Raw genomic sequence first — 511 nt, forward strand, 5'->3', positions numbered from 1 at the left:
CTGTGGACCGCCGCCCAGCAGCGTGCCCCTGATCAGGCGCTTGGCCGAGTCCAGCGCAGCGTGGTACTCCTCCGGCGGAACGGTCGCCGCCAGCTCGGTCAACCCGTAGATCAGCGAATAGACGGCTTCCACCGAGCCCGGCTTGTCGGTGCCCCCGACGATGCCCTCGATGATCTCGCGGAAGGCCTGGAATCCGGCGCCGCCCTCCCGAGGGTCGACGGCACCTTCGGCACGGAGCGCCCACTCGAAGGCGGCGAGGTCGGGGTATTCGCGCATCAACCGGCCCGATTCGTCGAGCACCGCTTCGATCCGGTCCGTGACGTCGCCGGGACCCTGGGCGGCCTCGCGCAGGCGCGGCAACGCGACGTCGGTCCTGGCCGCGACGGCGGCCTTGATCAGCTCCGACTTGTTGGGGAAGTAGTTGTACAGGCTGGCGCTGGTCATCTCGGCAGCCTTGGCGATCTCGCGAATGCTTGCGCGGGAGTACCCGACCTCCGCCACGCAGCGCATC

1 protein-coding gene is annotated in these 511 nt (G+C 69.5%); it reads right to left on the bottom strand.

What is annotated here, in order from left to right:
• Positions 1 to 510 (bottom strand): TetR/AcrR family transcriptional regulator (locus tag A5706_RS13230; RefSeq protein ID WP_068131229.1); only part of this gene is annotated, 510 nt, incomplete at its 3' end.
• Between the last annotated feature and the right edge of the window lies 1 nt (position 511).

The sequence above is a fragment of the Mycobacterium sp. E796 genome, assembly GCF_001672815.1.
In the GTDB taxonomy this organism is placed as follows: Bacteria; Actinomycetota; Actinomycetes; order Mycobacteriales; family Mycobacteriaceae; genus Mycobacterium.